At 39.6% G+C, this 20366-nt stretch carries 18 protein-coding genes and 1 riboswitch; of the genes, 11 read left to right on the forward strand and 7 right to left on the reverse strand.

The features are described 5' to 3' along the window. Window positions 1–19 precede the first annotated feature (19 nt). From G4D82_RS08435 to G4D82_RS08445, 4 genes are all read left to right on the forward strand, one after another. The gene (locus G4D82_RS08435) at window positions 20–2023 is read left to right on the forward strand and encodes a tetratricopeptide repeat-containing sensor histidine kinase (protein WP_166336589.1); all 2004 of its coding nucleotides are present in this window, start codon (window positions 20–22) and stop codon (window positions 2021–2023) included. Window positions 2024–2038: 15 nt separating this feature from the next. Further along, window positions 2039–2761, forward strand: a complete 723-nt coding sequence (locus tag G4D82_RS08440) for a LytR/AlgR family response regulator transcription factor (protein WP_166336591.1) — start codon at window positions 2039–2041, stop codon at window positions 2759–2761. Between the two features lie 134 nt (window positions 2762–2895). Then, window positions 2896–3027 (forward strand): hypothetical protein, encoded by a 132-nt coding sequence (locus G4D82_RS14455; RefSeq protein WP_262886695.1) that lies wholly within the window; start codon window positions 2896–2898, stop codon window positions 3025–3027. A 433-nt stretch (window positions 3028–3460) separates the two neighbouring features. Further along, entirely contained in the window at window positions 3461–5509 is a 2049-nt protein-coding gene (locus tag G4D82_RS08445) for a VWA domain-containing protein (protein ID WP_166336593.1), read from the forward strand. 213 nt (window positions 5510–5722) lie between these two features. Here G4D82_RS08445 and G4D82_RS08450 read toward each other — a convergent pair whose 3' ends face one another. Next, entirely contained in the window at window positions 5723–7855 is a 2133-nt protein-coding gene (locus tag G4D82_RS08450; RefSeq protein ID WP_166336595.1) for a S9 family peptidase, read from the reverse strand. Window positions 7856–8176: 321 nt separating this feature from the next. Between G4D82_RS08450 and G4D82_RS08455 the strand changes: the two genes are divergently transcribed. From G4D82_RS08455 to G4D82_RS08470, 4 genes are read left to right on the forward strand one after another with little or no spacing between them, the layout of a single operon-like run. Beyond that, a complete protein-coding gene (locus tag G4D82_RS08455) occupies window positions 8177–9088 on the forward strand; it encodes a MerR family transcriptional regulator (RefSeq protein WP_166336597.1) in 912 nt (303 codons plus the stop codon). Next, on the forward strand, window positions 9088–10548 hold the full coding sequence (locus G4D82_RS08460) for a phytoene desaturase family protein (RefSeq protein ID WP_166336599.1): 1461 nt from the start codon (window positions 9088–9090) through the stop codon (window positions 10546–10548). The genes G4D82_RS08455 and G4D82_RS08460 overlap by 1 nt, the downstream gene beginning before the upstream one ends. 2 nt (window positions 10549–10550) lie before the next feature. Further along, the gene (locus G4D82_RS08465; protein ID WP_166336601.1) at window positions 10551–11390 is read left to right on the forward strand and encodes a phytoene/squalene synthase family protein; all 840 of its coding nucleotides are present in this window, start codon (window positions 10551–10553) and stop codon (window positions 11388–11390) included. 2 nt (window positions 11391–11392) lie between these two features. After that, window positions 11393–11839 carry a sterol desaturase family protein gene (locus tag G4D82_RS08470; RefSeq protein WP_166336603.1) on the forward strand — a complete coding sequence of 149 codons (447 nt, stop codon included), beginning with the start codon at window positions 11393–11395 and terminating at the stop codon, window positions 11837–11839. A gap of 55 nt (window positions 11840–11894) precedes the next feature. Here G4D82_RS08470 and G4D82_RS08475 read toward each other — a convergent pair whose 3' ends face one another. The 6 genes from G4D82_RS08475 to G4D82_RS08500 all read right to left on the reverse strand — a co-directional run bounded on the left by G4D82_RS08475 (window position 11895) and on the right by G4D82_RS08500 (window position 16999). Next, window positions 11895–12431, reverse strand: a complete 537-nt coding sequence (locus G4D82_RS08475; RefSeq protein ID WP_166336605.1) for a DUF4252 domain-containing protein — start codon at window positions 12429–12431, stop codon at window positions 11895–11897. Window positions 12432–12437: 6 nt separating this feature from the next. Continuing rightward, window positions 12438–12983, reverse strand: coding sequence for a DUF4252 domain-containing protein (locus G4D82_RS08480; RefSeq protein ID WP_166336607.1), 546 nt, complete (start codon window positions 12981–12983; stop codon window positions 12438–12440). A gap of 37 nt (window positions 12984–13020) precedes the next feature. Then, on the reverse strand, window positions 13021–13479 hold the full coding sequence (locus G4D82_RS08485; RefSeq protein WP_166336609.1) for a hypothetical protein: 459 nt from the start codon (window positions 13477–13479) through the stop codon (window positions 13021–13023). Then, the gene (locus tag G4D82_RS08490; RefSeq protein ID WP_166336611.1) at window positions 13466–13975 is read right to left on the reverse strand and encodes an RNA polymerase sigma factor; all 510 of its coding nucleotides are present in this window, start codon (window positions 13973–13975) and stop codon (window positions 13466–13468) included. The genes G4D82_RS08485 and G4D82_RS08490 overlap by 14 nt, the downstream gene beginning before the upstream one ends. A gap of 130 nt (window positions 13976–14105) precedes the next feature. Then, window positions 14106–15161 (reverse strand): DUF5074 domain-containing protein, encoded by a 1056-nt coding sequence (locus G4D82_RS08495; protein ID WP_166336613.1) that lies wholly within the window; start codon window positions 15159–15161, stop codon window positions 14106–14108. A 2-nt stretch (window positions 15162–15163) separates the two neighbouring features. Continuing rightward, entirely contained in the window at window positions 15164–16999 is a 1836-nt protein-coding gene (locus tag G4D82_RS08500) for a TonB-dependent receptor plug domain-containing protein (RefSeq protein WP_166336615.1), read from the reverse strand. Window positions 17000–17029: 30 nt separating this feature from the next. Then, a riboswitch (cobalamin riboswitch) is annotated at window positions 17030–17224 on the reverse strand. 80 nt (window positions 17225–17304) lie between these two features. Here G4D82_RS08500 and G4D82_RS08505 point away from each other — a divergent pair. The 3 genes from G4D82_RS08505 to G4D82_RS08515 are packed head-to-tail and all read left to right on the forward strand — an operon-like array spanning window position 17305 to window position 20263. Beyond that, on the forward strand, window positions 17305–18447 hold the full coding sequence (locus tag G4D82_RS08505; RefSeq protein WP_166336617.1) for an ABC transporter substrate-binding protein: 1143 nt from the start codon (window positions 17305–17307) through the stop codon (window positions 18445–18447). Further along, window positions 18447–19478, forward strand: a complete 1032-nt coding sequence (locus tag G4D82_RS08510; protein WP_166336619.1) for an iron ABC transporter permease — start codon at window positions 18447–18449, stop codon at window positions 19476–19478. The genes G4D82_RS08505 and G4D82_RS08510 overlap by 1 nt, the downstream gene beginning before the upstream one ends. After that, a complete protein-coding gene (locus G4D82_RS08515; RefSeq protein ID WP_166336621.1) occupies window positions 19478–20263 on the forward strand; it encodes an ABC transporter ATP-binding protein in 786 nt (261 codons plus the stop codon). Before G4D82_RS08510 ends, G4D82_RS08515 begins: the two co-directional genes overlap by 1 nt. Window positions 20264–20366: the final 103 nt, after the last annotated feature.

Consider the following 20366-nt stretch of genomic DNA (forward strand, 5'->3'; position numbering starts at 1 on the left):
TTCTTCTATCGTTTTCAGGATGCTCAATAAACTACATTTTCTTTTTGCTTTACTGCTCTTTGTTGGCGTTTTTGGCCAGCAGAAAGCCGATAGCCTACAAAAAGAAATTGCCCGTTATGAGCAAATTCAACACGAAATGAAAATCACCAAGCCGAGTCTGGCAGATTCGGTCAAAGCCAAGTTATTGCTCAAACTCGGGAAAGAGTTTACTGATTCTGATCCGAGAAAAGCACTGCATTTGATCAACCAATCGTTGCGGTTGAGCGAGCAAATCAATTTTCCGCAAGGTATTGGTGCGGGCTATAATGGTTTGGCTTTGGTATACAACAGCAAGTCTGATTTTAAACTGGCCATAGCGGCTTGCAACAAAGCGGTTCCGATTAATCAAAAACTTCGCAATCCAGAAAATCTCGGCTACAGCTATGCTTTGTTGGGTCAAGCCTATTTGTATTTGAACGATTTTACCTTTTCTTTGAAATACCTCAACGACGCCTATCGCATTTTTGAAAAGCTACAGAAACATAGACGGATGGCCGCTTTGTGCAACGATTTGGCGATACTCTACAGCAAACTACCGCAAGCTGACAAGCAATTGGCCTATTACAACAAGGGGCTCAAAATTCTAGAGATTGAAAATGCGCCACAAAATATGGACTTGCGTTTTATCATCAAAGGGAATATTGCCAATTTCTACTCCGATCAAAAACAATTTACTAAAGCCAATGCCATCTTAACAGACTGTATTGCTTACAATGAAAAGCACAATCTTTGGTCTAATGCGGCCTTCGTTTACCAACAATTAGGAAGCAATTACGGTAATATGCACCAGTATGATAAAGCCTTAGCTTTCATGCACAAGGCACTGACAAATTTTATCAAAACTTCGAACAAATCAGGTGAAGCTGATGCTTATCGAAAAATTGGTGAAGTGTATTTCTTGAGCGGAAAAATGGCACTCGCAGAAAACTTCACCCAAAAGGGCTTACAACTTTCTACTCAAATTGGCGAGCTCGAATCGATGAAGTTTGCCTATGAAAACCTTTCGAAAATTTACGCCAAAAAAGGCAATTTCAAGCTGGCTTATCTGAACCATTTACAGTACAAAAAAGTGAGTGATTCGATGTTTAATTCGGAAATCAACGCTAAACTGACGCAAATCCAACTCACGAACGAATTCGAGAAAAAGGAAGAAATCCTGCGAAAGCAACAACAAAAGCGCGATGAGTTGCATCAGATTGAAGCCAACAAACAGAAAAAATTCAAATACATCGTACTGATTTCTATGTTTCTGCTGAGTATCGTCACGGCATCAATTTATCGCAACCTGAAGAACTACCAGAAACAGCGCAACATTATCCAAAGGCAAAAAGAACAAATTGAAGCTTCCCTGCAAGAGAAGGAAACCTTGTTGCGGGAAATCCACCACCGGGTGAAAAACAATTTGCAAATTATCTCGAGCTTGCTTAATATGCAATCCGATCACATCAATGACAAAGCGGTACTCGACATGATACAGGAAGCGCAAAGCCGTGTGCAGACCATGAGTTTGCTGCATCAGAACTTGTATCAGTCTGAAGAAATTAATGAGGTCGATGTCGAGAATTATATCAAACGATTGGTGGCTTATATTACACAACTGTTCGAAGGCCACGCCAGTAAAGTAAAAACCAACGTATTGGTTGACGGAATTTATTTTGATTTTGACACGGCCATTTCCCTAGGGTTGATTGTAAATGAATTGGTGACCAACGCCTATAAATACGCTTTCAACCAACAGGCTGACGGCTTGATTACCATCCAGATCCGACCGCTTAACACGGTAGACTATGTACTGACGGTTTCTGATAACGGCCCGGGTTTGCCCAGCGGCTTTAAAACAGAAAACACCCAATCATTGGGCCTGAAACTGGTCGGAATTTTAAGTCGGCAATTGCGCGGAAAATTTACCGTGAACACCACCGAATCACACACCGATTTTATAGTAACTTTCAAAGATATGAAAGCCTATCATGCAGGTTTATAATTAAAAACATATAATATGGTGAAAATTTTAATTGTAGAAGATGAACTTATCATTGCCGAAGATGTGCGCAATATGCTCACTAAAATGAACTATGAAATCGTCGGCAACGCCATGGATTATCAAGAAGCCATTGACTTGTTAGATCAAACTACGCCAGATTTAATTTTACTCGATGTGAACCTCGGCAGCAAAAAAGACGGCATTGATCTGGCCGAAGCAATCAACGCCAAATACAAGGTGCCGTTTATTTTCACGACTTCGTATTCCGATACACAAACCCTTTCACGGGCCAAATCGACCAAACCCTTGAACTATTTGGTCAAGCCTTTCAAAGAAGAACAACTCTTTACGGCCATAGAAATGGCGCTTTACCAACTCTCTGAAACGCCGGTAGAAGAGGCAGAAGATTCACAGGCCTTGATTATTAAAGACGCCTTGTTTATCAAAGACAAATGCCGTTATACCAAATTGCAAATCAGCGATATTCTCTGGATCAAATCAGACGGTAATTACCTAGAAATTCAAACGCTGCACAAAACCGAACTCATTCGCGGAACGTTATCGAGTTTCATCGAAAAACTAAACCAGCCTTTGTTTTTTAAAACCCATAAATCATATGTGGTTAACTTAGAGTATATGTCGAACTTGGAATCCAATAGCATTACCATTCACCAAACCAAGTTGCCAATTGCCAAATCGTATTACGAAGAATTGGTGCGCAAACTCCAAATTGTGTAATCATTTGCGATTTAAAATGCTTATCACTAGAATATTAGAGTTCGTCCCAAAATTCTGGTAGTTCATCACATTTTTTTGGGCAACTCGGCTTTTTTGGCTTGCTTTATACTGCAATTACAGACGGCAGCTGAGCGATGAAAAAAATCTTATACAACGAAAAATCACCGCAAGACAACTTGAGCTTTTCTAAAGTAATGTTGATTCTGTCTTTGGTTGGCGGTTCTATTCTGGGCGCGATTCTGTTTGTAGAGTTTGTGCTTTTTTAAAGTAACCGCCGCATTGCATTAGATAATGAATATTTTTCCCAATAGCCACTATTTGTTTTGAGTAGGTTTGAGACTCCATTACTCAAAAACGAGCCACCAATGTTCATTCGTTGGTGGTTTTTTTTTTAGAAGCCGGGAACCTGCTGTACGCTATATCTTTTTAAACCAGCTCGGTTTTGCAAACCAAGCTGGTTTAAAAAGGATGCCGCTGCCATCAGGGCTAGGGCTGCAATATTATGTTGAATTTTAAGTGTTGACCCGAAGTGCATAGAGTACAACGGAACAATCTAAATGACATCTGGATTAACGTGATTAAGATTCCGTTGGTTTTGTTTATTGATTAATATCATTTTATGTTAAAATAAATAACTTTAAAGCCTTATGCATTTGAAAATTTATTGTATCTTGTACAGAAAATCTAAAACCAACACCTATGAAAGCACTCATTACTTATCTAATAGTTCTAATATTTGCACAGTTTTCCTTTGCAAATGGAGTACTTATCACCAATCGAGCTAGTGGTTCTCGACTACCATTAATTAATTCTGAGGTTAATGTAACCGTGCAAAATCAAATTGCAACGGTAAGAACAAGTCAGACTTATATTAATAATACAAGTGTTCCTCGAGGGATTGAATATGGATTTCCTTTAACAAGTGATGCTTCAGTAACACAATTGAAATGGCGAATTGATAATGGTGCATGGCAATTTGCCGTATTTGTAAATGGTGGTTCATCTGGTGGTGGCACGGGAACGCTCAATAGCAGTTTATCTGCTTATTTAGGCAATACTCCTTTATTTTTTCTGTTCAGCAATGACCTAGCCGCCAATAGTCAAATTGAAGTAGAATTAACTTATGTCCAGTTATTGCCTTATAGTTTTGATGAAGTTACTTTCCAATACCCAAGCGATTATTCTTCAATGCAGTCGGGCATAATCCAAAATTCTCAGATTTTTAATTTCCAATTAACATCAGGAAGAACAATAACAAGTATTATAAGTGAGGGTAACGTAGCAACAATTACTAATGATGGAAACGTTGCAACAGCGTCTATCAGTCAGCCGGAATCAACTTCAATTGACAATATTTTGATAAGATACCGTCTTGCATCGGATCAGTTGGGCGTTATACCTTTTAGCACCATTTTAGAGGAGGGTGAAAATAATTGTGACAACTTTGGAAATGGATTTTTTGGAATGGTCGTGGAACCTGAATCAAATCCAAGTACTGCAATTATTCAGAAAAATTTTGTCCTAATAGTAGATTCTTCAGGCAGTATGTCGGGTAATAAAATGGTCCAAGCTAAACAAGCGGCTACATTTATTGTAAATAACCTAAATGTCGGTGATAATTTTAATATTATTGATTTTGATAGTAGTATTACTCCTTTTAGACCCACATTAGTTGAGTATAACCCTATCAATGCCAATGCGGCTTTAGCTTTTATTAATAATATGGTCGCGACTGGCGGAACTAATATTTCCGGAGCAGTAACCACTGCAGTCAACCAATTTGGAGCGGCATCTGAGGATCAAGCAAATATTGTGGTCTTCTTTACGGATGGAGAAGCTACTTCAGGCATAACAAGTACGCAAGGTATTATTACAGCAGTAAACAATTCTGTAAATCAATTAGAAACGGAAATATTCCTTTTTACCTTTGGAATTGGGGACTATGTTACTACTGATTTGTTGACACTATTAGCTACCAACAATAACGGTTTTGTAACATTTTTAGGGAATGATGAAATTGAAGATGTTGTCTCTAATTTTTATCTCACAATAAGAAATCCTGTATTACTTAACCCAGTTATTTCTGTGGTCCCTGCTAATGCTATTAGCAACGTATTTCCAGATCCTCTCCCAAATCTCTACAAAGGACAACAATTGATTTTTACAGGAAGATATCAAGTTCCTCAAGATATTCAATTAACACTGTCAGGAACAGCATTTAATCAACAGGTTCAATACGTTTATAATCTAAATTTAAGTAATCAAAATAATCCGGCGTATGCTTTTTTGCCAAAATTATGGGCTAAGAATAAAATGGAAAGTTTGTTGGTAGATTTTTACTCCTTACCACAAGGATCGGCAGCAGCACAAGCTATTGAACAATCTATTGAACAAACCAGTATTTGCTATCAAGTTTTAAGTCCATTCACTTCTCTAAGTGAGGGACCTCTCAGTAATGAAGAATTCATGGCGGATGATAATAATTCTTTGAAGTTTTTCCCTAATCCGTTTACCTCTGAAACGAAAGCGTTAATTTATCTGCATGAGCCAGCTAAGATCGTAGTTCAAATTTATTCTATTGACGGTAAGTTGCTTAAAACTATCGCCTTTGATGGTATTTTTGGCGAGAACGAAATCAAATTGGATGGCTTAGATAGCGGGAACAATTCATTAGGCGCTGGAATTTATATATATACTGTGTCAGTCGGAGGAAAGAATACGCATTTTGGAAAATTGATAAAAAACTAGAATTCTGGATAAATATATAATAAGAGCTCCTTAAGAACCAAAGAATAATTTATAACTAAAAAGATAGAAACCAATCAAATTTGATTGGTTTCTATCTTTTTTTTTAGCCATGATTGAAGTGGAAATCCTTTTTGTTGTAGAAATTATTCTTGAATTAGTGTAAGCAAACTAAACAAAAAGATTGCAACGAAAAGCAGGAAATAGCTTCTAAAACTATTTATTATACTCAATAATATAGTCAAGCACTTTACGCATCAAATGCACGCGGTCTTTCCCAAACACATTGTGCTTGTGCATCGGATAAGGGAAAAAGTCCACTTGTTTCTCGGCCTCGATGAATTTTTTCACCAAAGCCAAATTGTGCTGCATGACCACTACATCATCCGAAGTCCCGTGAATCAATAGCAATTTTCCTTTTAAATCTTTCACATAATTCAAGGTACTGGCCTGGTCAAAGCCTTTCTGGTTTTCCGCCGGAGTGTCCATGTAGCGCTCGCCGTACATGATTTCATACCATTTCCAATCGGTTACTGGGCCACCGGCCACACCTACTTTGAAAACATCTGGTTTGCGAAGCATCAGCGAAGTGGTCATGAAACCACCAAAACTCCAGCCATGAACCGCCAAACGATTGCCATCTACATAAGGTAACGACTTCAAATATTCTACGCCTTTGAGTTGGTCGTCCATTTCGTTCACGCCCAATCTTCCATGAATCACACTTTCAAACGCAAACCCGCGATTGTCCGATCCGCGATTGTCTAGGGTAAATACCAAGTAGCCTTGCTCGGCCATCCAATACATCCACAAATTCGCACCATCGAGATACGAATTGGTAATCATTTGCGCGTGCGGTCCGCCGTATACATAAACCAAAACGGGATATTTTTTGCTTGGGTCAAAATTGCTCGGCTTGATCAAACGCGTATATAAATCGGTAACACCGTCAGCGGCTTTGATGGTTTTAATTTCAGCAGTTCCCATCGCGTAACCTTCGTACTTGTTGGCACTCTCCAAAATGGTTTTTGGTTTCAAGTTTTTATCATACATCACTGATTTTGAAGGTGTCGTGTGATTCGAATATTCGTCAAAAAACCAATTCCAGTCTGTGCTTGCGGTAACGAAATGTACGCCGGCATCTTTGGTAATCAAAGTTTGCTTGCCTTTCAAATCTACTTTATAGGCCAACAAATTGGTCGGATTTTCACCTGTTGCTGAGAAATAAATTTCAGTTCCCGCCGGATTAGCACCCAAGATTTCCTTGGCGACAAATTTATTGTTAGTGAGTTGCTTAATGAGTTTACCGTCGATGGAATAGTAATACAAATTCTGGAAGCCGTCTTTTTCGCTGAACCAAATAAAGTTGTTCGATTTATCGCTCGGGAAAAAAGCAGCGTGTTCCGGTTCTACCCAACTCTTACTTTTTTCGTTGGTAATGGTGCGCACATAAGCACCGGTTTGCGCATTATACACATTGAGCGACATGTCGTTTTGGCCGCGGTTAAGTTCTGCAATCAACACGAATTGCTCATCGGGCGTCCAGGCAAGGTTGGTCAAATAATCATCGGCAGCACCACGAGGTTGGATAAAAACGGTCTTCTTGGTGGCCAAATTATAAATTCCGACTCTGGGCTTTTCGCTTTTCTGCCCAATCATCGGATACTTGATACTTTCGAGTTTCCCGGGTGTTTCGTTGATATCCAACAAAGGATAATCTGCTACTTCGCTTTGGTCTTTCTGATAAAAGGCGATGTAGTGATTTTTTGGCGACCAGAAAATACCATGGTCAATCCCGAATTCGTTGCGCGCGAAAACCTGCCCCGACACAATGCCCTCATTGGTTTCATTGGTTACCGCAATCTTCTCGTTGTTTTTATTGGAATAGTAAAGGTTGTTTTTTTCGGTGTACGCGATGTTTTCTTTCGCGTTATCGTAGGTGTGATTCTCGGCAGTTTCGGAGAAAGTTCCGGCCAATTTACTGGTTTGGTTAGCCATATTGTACTCGAAAAACTTCGGGCCATTGGCGATTAATAACGTATTGGCATCTTTGAAGGCGACACCAATAAAAGAACGCAAATCTGTTCCGAGGTTCTTGTTTAAATCAGCCAAAGTAATGAATTCGGTTGCTTTTGAGTCGGAAGCTGAGGCGGTCATTAACTTGCGTCCACCATCGGCAAAATAGACATATTTATTGGTGTTGGGAATCCATTGAAAACCCAATAATTTATCCGCACGGAATTGGCGGTTTTGCTGCATGACACTTTCATCAAGTGTGATTTTTTTGGTTTGCCCCAGCGCAGTTAAGGTCAGTAATCCGCTTAATAGGAGCCACGAAATTTTCTTCATAAAGTTGGTTTTACGTTCAGACAAATGTATAAAAAAGGATGATGTCACAGAATCTCTTGGTCGGCCTTATGCTTGGGTTGTTACAAATGCAAAAAATCTCTTTAAAAACAGAAATTATAAGGTCGAACTAGAAATGAAAAGCCCATTGAAAATGAAAATTTGTAATTAATGCCTCATGAACATTTTCATTTCGCATCTCAAAAATCACTAGTAAAATTGATAGTGTTCGACCATTCGAACTGATTCTGCGATTTTTATTTTCGGATTATAGTTTGAATCTCAATTTTTTAATTATTTTTGTTTAATATTTTTTCAGAAAAGATGAACAATATAAAAAATTCCTTCAGTATCAAAGATCTCGAAAACCTTTCGGGAATTAAAGCCCATACCATTCGCATTTGGGAAAAACGATACAATGTCTTGGAACCCGAACGCACGCAAACCAATATTCGTCAGTATGACACAAGCAGTTTGCAGAAGCTCTTGAATATTACTTTGCTGCACCACCACGGCTATAAGATTTCAAAGATTTCAAAATATCCGCCAGAGAAAATTCCGATGCTGGTGCGACAAATTATCAATGAAAAAAGCGTTAAAAACCATGCTATCAGTGCTTTCAAAATGGCTATGCTTAATTTTGATCCGGCACAATTCCATAAAGCTTATGAAGATTTGCTATCAGAGAAATCCTTCCGCGAGATTTTCTATGATGTTTTCATTCCGCTGATTACCGAAATCGGTCTGTTGTGGCAATCCGATACGATAACCCCAGCCCACGAACATTTCATCAGTTTTCTAATCAAACAGAAAATTACCAGCAATATTGAAAAACTTCAGAAAGAAGGCCCAAAAATCGACGACCGTGTTTTTGTGCTATATTTACCAGAAAACGAATTGCATGAACTCGGTTTAATGTTTGTCAATTACGAACTGCTCGAGAAAGGTTTCCAAACTATCTATTTGGGTGAGAGCATTCCGTCGGATAATTTACCCACGCTGAACCGCTACTTCGATAAGATTACGTTTCTATCCTACTTTACCATCGAACCGGTCGCTGATGAAATTGATGCCTACATCAAAAATGTCGCTGAAAAAGCACTTACCGAAAATGGAGAGTTCTGGATTCTAGGCAAACAAGTCGCCGAAATTGACCGATCGAAATTATCCAACAAAGTAAAATTGTTCCCCAGCATCCGCTCCATGACCGACGAAATCAACACCATTGTTCCTTAATGAAAAAAGACATCAAAATAATTGGCTCTGGTTTTTCAGCTCTGGCTGCTGCTTGCTATTTGGCCAAAGCTGGGCACGCGGTAACAATACTAGAAAAAAACAGCACTATTGGAGGTCGCGCCAGACAACTTAAAAAAGATGGTTTCACTTTCGATATCGGCCCAACTTGGTATTGGATGCCCGATGTTTTTGAACGCTTCTTTGCAGACTTCGATAAAAAGCCTTCTGATTATTATGAGCTGATCAAACTCTCACCAGCTTATCAGGTTTATTTCGGAATCAACGAATTTATCACCATTGCCGACAATTTACCAGATATCATCAACACTTTTGAATCTATTGAAAAAGGTAGTGGTCAAGCCTTAGCCGAGTTCATGGCCGAAGCGCAAAGCAATTACGACATCGCCATTAAAGATTTGGTCTATCGCCCTGGAGAATCGCCCATGGAACTTATCACATGGAAAACGGCTCAAAAAGTGGGGCAATTTTTCAGCAACATCAGCCGTGATATCCGCAAGCGTTTTAAAAACAAAAAACTCATTCAAGTATTAGAATTTCCGGTTCTTTTTTTGGGTGCAAAACCTTCTGACACGCCATCGTTTTACAATTTTATGAACTTTGCAGATTTCGGACTTGGCACTTGGCATCCAAAAAACGGCATGTACAGCGTGGTGTTGGCCATGGAAAAGCTCGCTCGCGAATTGGGTGTAAAAATTCAAACCGAGGCAACGATTTCTAAAATAAATATCCGCCTAAACAAAGCCAGTAGCCTAACAGTCAACGGAGAAAAAATAACAGCTGATGTTGTTCTGAGCGGCGCCGATTATCATCACACAGAAACTTTACTTGAAGATTCCTATCGTCAGTACAGTGAGAATTACTGGGAAAAGAAAACTTTCGCACCCTCATCATTATTGTTTTATGTAGGTTTCGACAAAAAAATTGAAGCTGTTGAACACCATTCTTTGTTTTTCGATGTAGACTTCGATGCACATGCCGCTGCTATATATGACGATCCAAAATGGCCACGTGAACCACTATTCTATGCGAGCTTTCCTTCTAAAACAGATGAAAATTGCGCACCAAAAGGCAAGGAAGCTGCTATATTTTTAATACCAATTGCACCCGGAATAGAAGACACTGAATCGCTTCGAAATCATTATTTCGACAAAATTTTAGGTCGCTTGGAAAGACTGACTCAGCAAGAATTAAGAAGCAGTATCATTTTCAAAAGTTCATTTTGCGTGAACGATTTCGTTAAGGAATACAATTCTTACAAGGGAAATGCCTACGGATTGGCCAATACGCTATTTCAAACCGCATTTTTGAGACCCAAACTAAAAAGTAAAAAAGTATCGAACTTATACTTCACAGGACAACTCACGGTTCCCGGACCGGGCGTTCCTCCGGCATTAATCTCAGGAAAATTAGTCGCCGATTTAATCCAAAAATACCACTGAGCATGAAATCTATTTTTGACACCGTATCGTTTGAATGTAGCAGAAATGTTACTAAAATTTACAGTACCTCATTTTCGGCTGCTGTGCGCATGCTTTCCCCGCGAATTCGCCAAGACATTTATAACATATACGGATTCGTTCGTTTGGCCGATGAAATTGTAGATAGTTTTCACGACTATGACAAAACCCAATTGCTCGATCTTTTTGAAGCTGATTTACAACGCGCACTCGAGAATAAAATCAGTTTGAATCCGGTATTGAACGCTTTCCAGCATACTGTAACGCAATATGAAATTCCACGTGAGCTCATAGACGCGTTCCTTAAAAGTATGCGATTGGATTTGCACAAAACGATTTATCAAACCCACGAAGAATACAACGAATACATTTTCGGTTCGGCTGATGTGGTTGGGTTGATGTGTTTAAAAGTATTTGTAAACGGCAATCAGGAAAAATATGAATCGCTCAAGCACGCCGCGATGCGATTGGGCTCAGGCTTTCAGAAAGTGAATTTTCTTCGGGATTTAAAGGCCGATCAAGAAGGACTCAACCGCACTTACTTTCCAGAAACTGACTTGAACCGGTTGGACGATACTGCTAAAAAAAGAATCATCGCTGAAATCGAAGCAGACTTTAAAGCAGGTTACGAAGGCATTAAAGGTCTACCGCTCGAAGCCAAGTTTGGAGTTTACACCGCCTATGTTTATTTCAAAGCCTTATTGTCTAAACTGAACCGAACGCCATCCACCGAGATCAAAACTACCCGAATCAGAGTGCCCGATTATCAGAAATACGGTTTGTTTGCTAAATGCTATTTCAATTATAAACTCAACATCATCTAGACATGACCGCAATTCAAATTCTAGTTTTTTTTCTTACTTTTTGCCTCATGGAATTCATGGCTTGGTTCAGCCACAAATACATCATGCACGGCTTTTTATGGCACTTGCACGCCGACCACCACCACAAAGATCACGATTCATGGTTTGAAAGAAATGATGCGTTCTTTATTTTCTATGCTGTGGTGAGTATTATCTTTTTTTTACTCTGGCAATACGATGTTTTGTCAGTCGGACTATCAATAGGTCTTGGGATTTTCGCTTACGGCTGTACTTATTTTTTAGTTCACGACATTTTCATCCACCAACGTTTTAAAATGTTCCGAAATGCCAATAACCGTTATGCCAAAGCAGTACGCCGAGCCCATAAAATGCACCACAAACATCTCGGTAAAGAACACGGCGAGTGTTTTGGTATGCTGTGGGTGCCGCTTAAATATTTTAAAAACTAAAGCATAAAAAAACCTTCCATAGTCCGGAAGGTTTTTTGTTTGATGTGGAATTACTTTATGGTGCTAAGAGTTTTTGCAAAGGCTTGAGTTGCTCCATGTCAAGGTTCGATTCTTTCAAGATGGATAACATACTTAAAACCATCGTCGGATTCATGTCTTTTCCCAAAACACGAACTACTGCAAAACCATTTTCTTTCTTGTTGGCATAAAGTACAAATTCGTCGATATGCTCATCTTCACCAACGAAACTAACTGAAGCACCATCATGGCCAGAACCGAACTTCATCAATTCTTGGTATTTTTCATTTTTTAGAATCGACTTTACTTTGGCGGCTTCCAATTCGTATTGCTTTTGGTTTTTTCCATCGCATTTAAAAGCAAGCACATTCATCTTTTCAAACGATTGAAGCGCTTGGTTTTGCTCCGGAGTCAGTTGCATTTTATCTGTTTTTAAAATACTTGGCGAAACATCCACCACCACAAAATCCTTTTGGTTGGTGTGATCGACAAAATATTTTTGCAATGATGCTTCAGATTGACAGCTTTGCAAGGAGAAAACCAACGTCGAAACTAGTATGATAATCAGTTTCATCGCTTCTTATTTTGGACCTTTCGGACCTTTAGAACCTTTAGTGGCTTTCTTCAAATCATCACCACCGGGAAAACGCATTTTGTCGGTCAAGACTGAAATCTCGTTCAAATCGAAATCGCCAGTGAGCGACATCAGCACGGTGTCATCGCCCTTTCCGCCTTCAATGAACATCAAGAGTTCACGAACTTGGGTATCTTTTGCTCCAGATTTTACTAGAATTTTGATGTTTTTTCCTTCTTGAGTTACACGCATAAGTTCTTCCAATCCGGCCGACTTGATGTATTTCTCAGAGGCAGCTTTCATTTCGTTTTCCACTCGGGTACTTTTGGTGGTAAACACTTTGAGGTTGTCAAGTTTTTTGATTAAGTTCAAGTACTGTTGTGCTTCTTTGTCTGAAGCGTCCATTTTGACTTTGCTCATCAAATCGAACATTTTTTTGTTGACGATGATTGAAGTTACGTCGTCTTGCCCGTCGAACTTATCAAAAGCGCCTTGGGCAAAAAGTGGTGATGTCATTAAAATCACTACTACGGTGGTTAAGAAATTTTTCATTTTTAGTTGTTTTTGATTAATAAATGATTGATGATTGTTACTCCGTGATAAATATTTGGTCTTTGGTATTTTCGTATTGTTGAACGTATTGCATGCTGCCGATGCCTACATTGACCTGTTTTGAAAGCATCGCGAGTGCTTTTTGAGTTTGCTCGAACGCCTGCTGCGGATCGTCGTATGTGCCTAATTCGCTCGATGGTTTTTCAATGGCGCTAAAATGATTGAATGCAAAAAAACCGACACCAAGTAAAATCACAACCGAAGCTGCGATAGAAATCCATTTTAGAGGTTGGTTTTGATTTGATTTTAAATGAAACTCTTGTTGGGGTTTTTCCTGAGCAGCAACAGCATAATAGCCAAAGAGCGGCTGATATTGCTGCAAATGAGAAGCTACGACTGCTGAAGAAAAGTAATTTTTGAGTTGCTGTTCTTCAGCAAGAGTGGTTTCGCCTTCAAAATATTTTTCGAGTAATTGTTCGATTTTATCCAATTCCATAACTGTGGGTTTTAGTCATATTTTCGCGGATGGTTTTGCGGGCTCTTGAAAGCGCCACTCGTACCGCAGTTTCATTCATTTCTAGGATTTTCGCGATTTCGGAGAATTCTTGTTGTTCAATATCGCGCAGTTGAACAATCATTTTTTGTTGCTCTGGTAAGTTGTTGATGATTTTACTGACCCAATCTAAAGCATCGGCATCTTCGAGTTGTTGCTGTAAACTAGGATCGCGATTAGTAAAATTCTGATGCACGATTTGCAAATTACTGGCTCTTTTTGACTTGAGTTGGTCTAGGCAATAATTGCGGGTCATAGTCATGGCCAAAGCTTCCACACTTTGATATTCACTGAGGCTTTGATTTTTATTCCAGAGTTTGAGCATCACTTCTTGTGCAGCATCTTCGGCTTCCTCGGTACTGACTAGCAAGCGCTTAGCCAACCGAAAAACCTTATCTTTAAAAGGAGTAATGAGATGCAAAAACTCGTTGGAATTCATAAACTACTTTGGGTAATGTCAAGGCAAGACGAACCCGCTTTGTGTTTGTTACAAAGGAGCAAAAATTTTTTCGAACTGCAATCAATCCGAAACCATTACAATAAAAACAACTTAGAAAAGAAGGATATTCTTAATTGAAATATACACCATTTGGTATGAGTCCGACTCCTATTTGATAAGCTAAAACCCCTGAAGTACTATAAACTAATACTTGTCCATTAGAAATATAATCTTTTGAATCGGTGATATAAATTGCGCTATTTTTAACAACAAAACCATAAAGGTTCTGAGCCCCTGACTCAAACACAGGCACATCGCTAATCGTGCTGGAAGCTATAGATGATGCAAATACTTTTTTCCCTACCGTAAAATAAATCTGATTGTTTTCTACGTTGAGATTTTGTGCATTGCCCAAGGTTGCCGGTAAAGTAATCGTATTCTCGATGGTATCAGTAGACAAATCAATTTTGGTCAATTGGCTCTCAGCAGTATAATTCGAACTCAAAACATACAATTTGCCATTATATGCTTCCATTGAATTTGGCGAATTTCCGAATGTCAGCGTCGTTTCGATGGTGTTGGTTTGCGGATTAATGATATTCAAACTATTTCCTTCGCCATAAAGACCGCCACTAACATATAGCTTCCCGTTGATTAAAAGAATTTTATCGGCGATGCTATTCATGTTAATCGTACTTTCTACCTGCAAAGTCTCGAGGTTAACAACCGCCAAAAAATCATCTGTATTTCCGGTAGCGGCGTTGTCGAATGAGAAAGTGTTGGAGTTAGTAATGTAAGCTTTACCGTTGGCCACAACGCCATATCTAGGATTGACAAGTCCGGTATTGATACGCCCAATGAGTTTGAATGTGTTTCGATTCACTACGGTCACCAGATTTGACCCTGAGATGATAAAAGCTTTCTCGTCATGAAAGAAAACCGATTGAACATAACCACCTATTCCAGACGCTGAAGCATTCTCTGTTGTGAATATATCGTTTTTAACCGAAGAAAAATCCGACTTCACATAGGAAATGGAACCCGTTGTTTGAGTACCTTCATTAACCACAAAAAAACCATCGCTGTAATCGCCAGTATTGTCAAATTGAGGCAGTTCTTCCTTTTCACAGGAAATTAAAAACAAGGCACTAATTAAAGAAGCAAAAAACAATTGTAATGATTTCATAATCAAAATTTAAAGGTTAGGTATACATTAAAATTTCTGCCAGGCATCGGTCGGTTCTCAATGGTTTGGTACTTTTCGTTCCAAAGATTCAGTATTTTCAGACCGAGGTGATATTGGCTTTTGATGCCTGAATGATAGGCCAATCCAAGATTTGAAACTACAAACCAAGGCACGGTTTGAGTAGGGTCATTATCCGATTGGGTGAAAATTTTTCCGTTGTAAAGGTATTGATAGTCTGCTGCGAATTTTCCAAAACTATAAGCCAAAGCTGCGGTCATTTTATGAAAAGGAACATAAATCAATTGATGACCAGTAGTCCAATCTTCAGATTGGGTATATGTGTAGGTGCCGCTCAACTTGAACTTGCTCCTGCCAACCAAGTAATTCCAATTCATCGCAGATTCAAAACCTCGAATCGAAACTTTCGCTGTGTTTTCAGGGCTGAACAATCCACCGCTGTTGGGCAACCAGCGAATCATATCGTCAATCTTCGAATGAAAAAAAGTGCCCGAAAAACTCCATTTTTTAAAAGTGAAAACATTTCCCAGTTCGAATTGCAATGACTGCTCGGCTTTCAAATCGGGATTTCCAGAATCTTCCCAGTATAAATCATTAAAAGTGGGCATTCGAAAATTGCGCGAAATGTTCGCCTTGATTTGGTAAAACGAAAATGGCTCATAATGACTGCCCAGCCAGAATAATAGCGGGCTTTGGTAACTAGAAGTGCTTTCTTTGCGCAGGCCAAATTCATAGCCCAAAGTCTTGTGCAACTGATGATTTAAAAGCAAACTGGCGCTAGAAATAGTTCGTTTGCTGTTCATCATGCTCGAAGCTTTTCCTTGATTCTGATTGACTTCACCAATAACATGGAAAGTCATTTTGTTGTTGGGTTGATAAGATAAAGCGTACTTGGCCAACAATGTACTGACATCTCCAAAAGTATAATGGTTATTATCGATATTACTGAAATATTTATACTGCTCATTCAGCCACGCCAGCTTCAGATTCGACGTCCAGCGGTTCTTTGTCCAATCCCATTGCAATAAGTTGCGCACATTAAAATCCTGATACTTGGTTTTGTTCTCTGTAGAAACATACAAAGAAAAATGCCTTTGTCCTTGGTACCATTGACTGAAATACTTAATCATGTGGTATTTATTAATTTTATATCCCAAAGCTGCATTCAAGGTAGTATTATAAAATTGTCCGTTTTCATTGCGGCGGTCGGTTCCCAAATACTCATAATCATTCGAAGAACTATTTCTGGAAACACTCCATTGCAAGGCAAATCGATCGTTGGCAAAATCTTGTTTGAAAAAAGCACCGAATGTATTAAAACTTCCGTAGGCCAAAGTCGCTTCATTTGTAAAACGATTTTCAAAAACAATTTTATTGTTCAGGTGGATGCTTCCGCCAATAGCGCCACTTCCGTAGATGGTACTGCCGCCGCCAGAACGAATCGAGATGTTATCGAAGCCGGCAGTAGGAATCGTATTGAAATCCGTTTGTCCGGTAAACACCGAATTGATGTAGATGCCATTCCAAAGTACTGCTGTTTGTTGCGCTGTGGTGCCTCTGAACGCCGCCGAGGAAACCATACCCAATCCGTTTTCCTTGAAGTAAATTCCGGAATTGAATTGTAGAAGCGATGTCAACGAAGCACCATTCTTCTGAATCACCGAATCATTGAGTACTGTGACTTCTTGGGTGCGCGAGAAATCTTTCAAATAACGATCTGTTACCGAGACTTCGCGCAATTGGACAATAAAATCTTGTTGGGCCAAAGCGAACTGGCACAGCAGGAGCATCAAAAATAAAAAGCGGCTTTTCGCAGTCATAATTTCTGAATCTTTTTCCCGAAGATTCGATATTCGTTCTGAAAAAAGGCAGGTCTCCTGGCTTGCGTCTTGTTGTTTACCTTCCCATCAATTCATGACAGTGGCTTTGTAGTTAACAACAAGCTGATTAGCTTACAGTTGCGGGAACAGCTCAGGCGTTGCACCTGATTCCCTTTTAATGCAATTGAAATTAATCCAATCACAACCTTAATTCGTGGCAAAGATAACTTTAAGATTGGTATTTAAAAATAAAATTTGAATTTTAAAACCGAATCGGTATACCTTTGCAAGCCTTTCCTTTGTTTATGAAAACACCCATCGTCTATATTCCGCTGCTATTGTTGATTTTGCTTCAAAGTGGTTGCGGGCAGAAGAGCCAACAGGAAAATTCTACCAAGAACCAAAGCACCAATCAAGTAAAATACGCCAAAGGTTTTTCGATTCTCAACTACGACGGTTATTCGATTTTGAAAATAATCAACCCATGGCCGAACGCCAGCAAGCAATATACTTATGTTCTGGGCAAAAAGAATGCGGTCATTCCCGATGACTTAAAGCAGTTTCCATTGATTCAAATTCCGGTTCAGAAAATTGTGGTGACTTCTACCACACACATTCCGTCTTTGGAAATGTTGGGCGTCGAATCGACTTTGATTGGATTTCCGAACTTAGATTACGTTTCTTCAGAAAAAGTACGTTCCAGAATTGAAGCGGGAAAAGTCAAAGAACTCGGCAGCAATCAGAACCTCAACACTGAAGTACTAATTGACAGCGCTCCAGATGTCATTATTGGTTTTGGTATCGACAACAATAATCCGACTTTAGACAATCTTCAGAAAAGCGGTTTGAAAGTAGTACTCAACGGTGATTGGAACGAAGAAACCCCGCTCGGAAAAGCCGAATGGATCAAGTTTTTTGGCGCACTTTACAACCTGCAAGACAAAGCCGGAGCACTGTTTTCAAAAATTGCAACCGATTACCAAAACACAGCGAAACTGGCCGCCAAAGCCACGACTGAACCCACTATTATGGCCGGAGCCATCTACGAAAACCAATGGTATTTACCGCAAGGCAACAGTTGGGGCTGCTATTTCCTCAAAGAAGCCCACTCGAAATATTTATGGGCCGAAACCAATGGTACCGGAAGCTTGTCTTTGTCTTTTGAAACGGTATTGGAAAAAGCCCAAAATGCCGACATCTGGATTGGGCCTGGGCAATTTGTATCGTTGAAAGAAATGTTGCAAGCCAATCCGCACTACAACCAGTTCAAGGCTTTTCAGAACAAAAAAGTGTATTCCTACAGCACCAAAAAAGGCAAAAAAGGTGGACTGATTTTCTATGAATTGGCACCAAACCGACCTGATTTGGTATTGAAAGATATACTCAAAATTACGCATCCCGAACTGCTACCGGATTATCAATTTTATTTCTTTGACCAATTACAATAATGCAGCGCCAACTCAAATATAGCACCTTGTATTTGCTACTAATCTTGATGGTGGTTTTTTTGTTTTTATTAGACATTAGTTTGGGAACCGTCAGCATTCCTTTGGCCGATATTATTAGCAGTCTCACAGGCAGCAGCGCAAGTAAAAACACTTGGGAATACATCATCGTGAATTATCGTCTGCCCAAAGCAATTACTGCGATTTTAGTGGGCTCCGGACTTTCTATCAGCGGTTTGTTGATGCAGACTTTATTTCGCAATCCGTTGGCTGGGCCTTATGTGTTGGGTTTGAGCTCTGGATCGAGTTTAGGTGTGGCTTTAGTTATTTTAGGCGCTGGATTTTTGCCTATGATGTGGAGCGATTTTTTAGTGTCATCCTTCGGAATTATTGTAGCATCGTGTCTCGGAAGTTCACTGGTACTGTTATCCATTTTACTCATTTCTCAGCGATTGCGCGACACCACAGTCATTCTCGTTGCTGGGCTCATGTTTGGCAGTTTTACTAATGCTTTCGTTAGCGTACTGACCTACTTTAGCACCGCCGAACAATTACAGAAATTCACCTTTTGGTCTTTGGGCAACTTGGGCAATTTGTCTTGGAGTGCTATCTTAATTTTAACTATTGCCGTATTGATAGGTTTGTTGCTCAGTATTTTTAGTATTAAGAACTTAGACACGTTGCTTTTGGGGGAAAATTACGCCAGAAGTTTAGGAATGAATTTTAAGAGAGCACGACTGCTAATCATTTTGGCGACGAGCATACTAGCTGGAAGCATCACCGCTTTTGCCGGCCCAATTGCCTTTGTTGGATTGGCAGTTCCACACATGGCCAAATTGATTTTTCAGACCAGCAACCACGCCGTTTTATTTTGGAGTACTTTGCTTTTGGGAGCCAGTATGATGTTGCTTTGTGATGTAATTTCACAAGTGCCCGGTGGCGATATTACCTTACCAATTAACGCCGTGACTTCGATGATTGGTGCGCCGATGGTGGTTTGGCTGCTGCTGCGTAAAAAGAAAATGATGGGCTGATGGAAAATGTTGTTCTAAAAACCGAAAATCTGAGCATTGGCTACATGACTTCCAAAAGTGAAAACTGTATCGCTTCGGGAATCAACATTACTTTAAAAAAAGGTGAACTCACGGCGCTTATCGGTGCCAATGGAGTCGGAAAATCGACATTGCTTCGAACCTTAACCCAAATCCAACCGCCGCTTTCAGGAGCCATTTCTTTATCTGGAAAACCATTACAAAACTTCAAACCGATAGAATTAGCACAAGAGTTGAGTTTAGTACTGACCGAAAAATTGCCTCCGAGTAACCTTACCGTATACGAACTTATAGCCTTAGGTAGACAACCATACACAAATTGGATCGGAAAATTATCGGCTACAGATAAAAATAAAATCGACCATGCCATCGCCTTGACACAACTCGAAAACCTATTGCAGAAAAGGCATTACGAAATCTCAGACGGCCAACTACAAATCGCTCTAATCGCTCGTGCTTTGGCCCAAGACACCGAACTCATTATTCTAGATGAACCCACAACGCATCTCGATTTAAAGCACAAAGTTTCGCTATTTCGGTTACTAAAAAAACTCGCCGCGTCAATGCAGAAATGTGTTTTATTCTCTACGCACGATATCGAATTAGCACTGCAACTCAGTGATGAATTAATTGTAATGAACGGTCAAAAAATCATACAAGGTGCTGCCCGCGAACTTATATCTAACGGCATTTTCGATACGATTTTTAACGATGAAAATGTTTCATTCGACGCGCAAAAAGGCAAATTTATTTTTCGCAACCTCTAAAAATTGCTTGCGTTCACGGCTAATTTTTGAAGCCAACTTCTTAAAATGATAATTTCCTGATCCTAAGCGTATTCGTTCAATGTACAACTGGCTTTTCAGAAAA

Origin of the sequence: Flavobacterium lotistagni, assembly GCF_011392125.1 — a bacterium.
Taxonomy (GTDB): domain Bacteria; phylum Bacteroidota; class Bacteroidia; order Flavobacteriales; family Flavobacteriaceae; genus Flavobacterium; species Flavobacterium lotistagni.